A 4647-nucleotide genomic window follows, 5' to 3' on the forward strand; every position below is an offset into this window, starting at 1 on the left:
ATGCAGCAACATTAGAGAAATTTATAGAAGTAGGCGGAGATTTGCTTGGCCAGAGCTACGACAGCGATATGGCTCAGTTTTATAATTATATCTACCAAACTAATAAATATCCTGTAGCTGCTAAGAGCTGGGACGGCTACCATCAGCTAAACTATGCACAAGCCGGAATATACAGAAAAGACAACTGGATAGCTGTAGCGAAAGGCTTGACAGATAAAATGTTTGGTGCCGAGATATACGCTGCGGAAAACAGATACGGCAGATATCAGGCATACGGAGCACATGAAATATTGTATGATGGAAACTTAAGCAGTTCGGGATACCTGTCCGGTGGCAACGGGTGGGATTGGAATATGATGCCAGGTACTACCAGTATACTCTTACCTTATGAGGATCTTAAACCTGCAATTACCGGAACTGCAAGCGAATACCAGGCAGATACTTATGCTGGTTCCCTTGCAAACGGAAAGTACGGCATTTTTGGGTTAAACTTTATACAGAATCCGGGAAATAGATATACCGGGCAGCAGCTAAGGTTCAGGCAAAGTGTATTCACTTTCGATAGCCTGATGGTTTGCTTAGGAAGTGCTATATCTGCACAAAATGGGAGTAATAAAGTAATCTCAACCTTGTTTCAGAATATAAAAGCGGATAATACTACCGCAATTTATATGGGTCAGAATGCCCAAAGTGCAGATATCAATCAGCAAATAGATCTTGCCAGTCAGTCTTTAGCTTTAATAAATACACAAGGGACAGGATATTATATTCCAAGAGGAAACAAAACAGTAAATGTTTTTAGAGGAATACAAGCTACGCCCATACACAGCACCAATAATACAGGGGCAACAGCTGCTGCGTATGCAAGCAAGGCGTGGATAGACCACGGTACATCTGTAGCAAACAGCACTTACAATTATGTGGTAATGCCGGCAACTAACAGCATTAGATTAAATGCGCTGGCACAAAAAATAGACAACGGTCAGCTTTTTCAAATTTTAAAACAAAGCGACTCGTTGCATGTGGTAAAATCACTTGCCGATACGGTAACAGCTTTCAATTCTTTTTTTGCAAATGATAATATTAAGATAGGCAAAGTTGAAGCAATTGACTCAAGGGCACTGTTCTTCATAAAGGAATCTGAGAATGAACTGGATATTAAGATTGTTTCTCCGGATTTGAATACAACAGATAATACTGTTTCTGGTTGGATTTCTACCACTAAGCCAATTACAATTACCATAAAAGGAGTTTGGAGCGCAGCAAATAATCCGGACAATGCCATAATCAATCAATTAGATTCTAGCTGTACCATTACTTTTAATCTGAAAGATGGCATTTCTCAGCAAATTAAATTGAAACATAATGTTTTAAGCATTCCGGATCCAGATACTGAAGAACAACCAAAACAGAAAATAAATGGGGTGAAAATTTACCCGAACCCTTGTTCTTCCGAAGTGAAATTACTGACTGATACTGCTTTAACAAAAGATGTTAAAATATACGACTCTGCAGGCAGGTTTATAGCTGCTATCAATAAATCTGATGTTAAGCCGCAACAAGAAAATACCTTCAATTTTTCCTTTTTAAAGGCAGGAAGTTATTTCATACTAACAGACAAAACAACACAAACAATTATTAAACAATAAATCTTAAAATCATGAAAAAAACTTTACGTTCTTTATTTCTGTTGATGTTAGCGGCCGGGGCTGCTAAAGCGCAGTTTAGTCCTTACAATTATACTGTTAATGTAGGTTTAGACAGAGGAGCCGGTAATGATACTACGGCTAATGGAGCTGCCAGTTCATACTATGAATCTCCACGACCCACTGCTGCAGCTGTTATTGGTCGTTTTTTTCCAAACATAACGGCCCCAATTCCTTATAGATTAAGGGCTATTTCATATCAGACCGATGCCCAATTTACCTTAAGCAATGAGAAGCTGTCTGTAAAAACAAGTACTGGAGGAGTCGCAAAATTTGCTGCATATAATATTGCCAATGCAACAGGTGTTGTTAAAATAGCTTTTGATCTGGATTTAACTAATTACACCGGAATAGGTGCATTAACTTTTGCCTTTGGAAATATAGCAGGAAATGGTACAATCAATAGTTCAAGTAATAATACAACTACAGCCAATGCAGGTATTTTTGCATCATTTAGGATTGTTAAGAGTGGTAATTTGGTAACTCAGTTCAGAAGTGCAGATGGTTCAACAAACACTAATACCTCAAAATATTTAATCAAGGCAGAAGACTCTCAAAGAGTAGAAATTTTTGTGAATAGCACTTCTAATGAAATTTCTTATTCTTATGGCTCTCCCGCCGCTTCTGTTCCGCTTAGTTCAAATACTTACCATGTTTATGTAAATGGAGTTAGATATGATGAAGATTTTCCAAAAGTAGGAACCGCCTACATTCAAACTGCCGTTAATGCTTTTGCTGTAAATACAGCAAATAGTACTACAGCCGAAACAGTAGCTATTTCCAATCTTTCTTTTACATATAAAACAGAAACTAACCTTCCGGTTTCCCTAACCTCATTTAACGCTTCAAAAGCTCAAAACGGCATTCAGTTAAACTGGCAAACAGCATCAGAACAAAACAACCAGTATTTTGATATCCTGAGATCTGTAAACGGAAAAGATTTTGTAAGCATTGGTACAATAAAAGGAGCCGGAACAACGTCAGAAGCTAAAAGTTATGCTTTTACAGATTATAATCCTGTTTCAGGATATAACTACTATAAACTAAAACAAGTAGATGGCGATGGTAAATCAACCGTTTATGATGATAAGGTACAAGCAGTAAATTTTGGATTAGAAAGTCAGGAGATTTCCGCTTATTCATTGGAAAATAAACTAATTGTCAAGCTTAACTCAGCAAATGAAACATTGGGCAATATAACGCTAACAACAATTGCAGGGCAGCAAGTAATTTCTAAAAACGTGAATGTAACTAAAGGAGATAACGAATTTGCTATAGACTTAGGACACATTACAAAAGGACTTTATGTTAGTAAAATACAATTAGGTGAATTATCTAAAACAGTAAAAATTGTCAAATAATAAATAAGACCTGATCTTCGTTTTGAAAATTGAGTATCCATGTAATAAAATAGGCCTATGGTTTTTGTAAGTAGTCAATTAACTTGCTACAGATAAAAAAAACAAAACACCATAGGCCATGGATACAAATATACAAACAGGTCCAGATAAATTAACAGTTAGTTTTTCTGGTCATCAGATTTATTTAGGTATTGATGTTCATAAAAAGAACTGGAATGTCAGTGTTTATATCGGAGAGGCATTCTACCAGACCTTCCATCAGGAAGCCAGCTCTTCACTTCTTTTAAGTTATTTGCACACTCATTTTCCCGAGGGTCATTACGTAGCCTGCTATGAAGCTGGCTTCTGTGGTTTTTCGGTCCAGCGAGAACTTAAATCACTAGGGATAGACTGTATAGTTGTCAATCCTGCAGACATCCCCCAAACGAATAAAGGTATGCTGTCCAAGACGGACACTTCTGATTCCCGCCGATTGGGGATGGCCCTGTCCAGAGGTCTGTTGAACCCTATATATATACCTGATAAAATTACGGAGTCTGACAGACAGCTCATCAGATACCGTAGGAAGACATTAACGGATTTACAGAAAAAGCGTAAGATATTAAAATCTGCCTTTCATGCCATAGGGATAGTTGTTCCCAAAGAGTACGACAGACCATATTGGACCAAAAGATTCATTGAGTGGATACGTGACCTTAATCCTGCAGAAATATCTTCACGGATATTAATAAGCCACGTGCTGGATGATGTTGAGTTTCTTCGCAGGCGGTTATTGCAGATCAATAAGGACGTACGCCAGCTCTCTTCACATGAAAGATATAAGGAAGCCTATTCTATATTGATCTCTGCGCCAGGTATCGGCATTATCACGGCAATGACACTGCTGACGGAAATTGGGGAGATCAAACGTTTTGATAATTTTGGAAAGTTCAATTCTTTTATCGGCCTATGTCCAAGTGAATTCTCTTCCGGTGAAACCATAAGAAAGGGAAAGATGACCTCCCGCGCAAACACTGCGCTGCGTCCGTTGCTGATCGAAGCCGCCTGGATAGCCATAAGAACGGACCCCGCCCTGGCACTTAAGTTTCACGAACTCATTAAAAGCAGAACGAAGAAAAGAGCAATAGTGGTCATTGCCAGAAAATTACTTTCCAGGATATATCATATATGGACTAATACAAGATTGTATGAAAAAGGAATATTAAAATAAATACACAACAACAAACAAGTGAAAAGATAATTTCTACTTGATGCTCCCGACTACTTGAGACAGCCTGAATTTAGTTTCTTTATTAAGAGTGTGTAGCGGGCCATCAGATTAAATCTAACGGATACCTGTAACTTTGATTACTAATAGGAGGCTGAAATTATTATCTTTTTACTAAATTTGTAATAGAGAAAAAAAACCGGAGAAAGCGCCTTCAAAAAATTATGGAGGCCTTTCTTAGGAAGTTTTTTGACTAAAATCTAAGAATTATAGAATTTTATTCATAGGAGGCTGTCTCATAAGTGCAATTTTGTCAGGCTGAGCGAAGTAGAAGTCTTTTTCTGAACAATCAAAGAACATTTCGACTCCGCTT

Annotated in this window: 3 protein-coding genes; all 3 read left to right on the plus strand. The window is 37.7% G+C overall.

Going from position 1 to position 4647, the window contains the following annotated elements:
• A partial coding sequence (locus ABWO41_RS15585; protein WP_353140034.1) for a polysaccharide lyase family 8 super-sandwich domain-containing protein occupies nt 1–1649 on the plus strand: 1649 nt, incomplete at its 5' end.
• A gap of 11 nt (nt 1650–1660) precedes the next feature.
• A complete protein-coding gene (locus ABWO41_RS15590) occupies nt 1661–3067 on the plus strand; it encodes a T9SS type A sorting domain-containing protein (RefSeq protein WP_353140036.1) in 1407 nt (468 codons plus the stop codon).
• A gap of 118 nt (nt 3068–3185) precedes the next feature.
• Nucleotides 3186–4277 (plus strand): IS110 family RNA-guided transposase, encoded by a 1092-nt coding sequence (locus ABWO41_RS15595; RefSeq protein WP_353140038.1) that lies wholly within the window; start codon nt 3186–3188, stop codon nt 4275–4277.
• Nucleotides 4278–4647 lie beyond the last annotated feature (370 nt).

Origin of the sequence: Pseudopedobacter sp., from assembly GCF_040392825.1 — a bacterium.
Lineage (GTDB): Bacteria > Bacteroidota > Bacteroidia > Sphingobacteriales > Sphingobacteriaceae > Pseudopedobacter.

What these genes read in the sequence shown, in the direction of transcription:
- ABWO41_RS15590 (WP_353140036.1), top strand. Translation starts at nt 1,661, where the DNA reads ATGAAAAAAACTTTACGTTCTTTATTTCTGTTGATGTTAGCGGCCGGG.
- ABWO41_RS15595 (WP_353140038.1), top strand. Translation starts at nt 3,186, where the DNA reads ATGGATACAAATATACAAACAGGTCCAGATAAATTAACAGTTAGTTTT.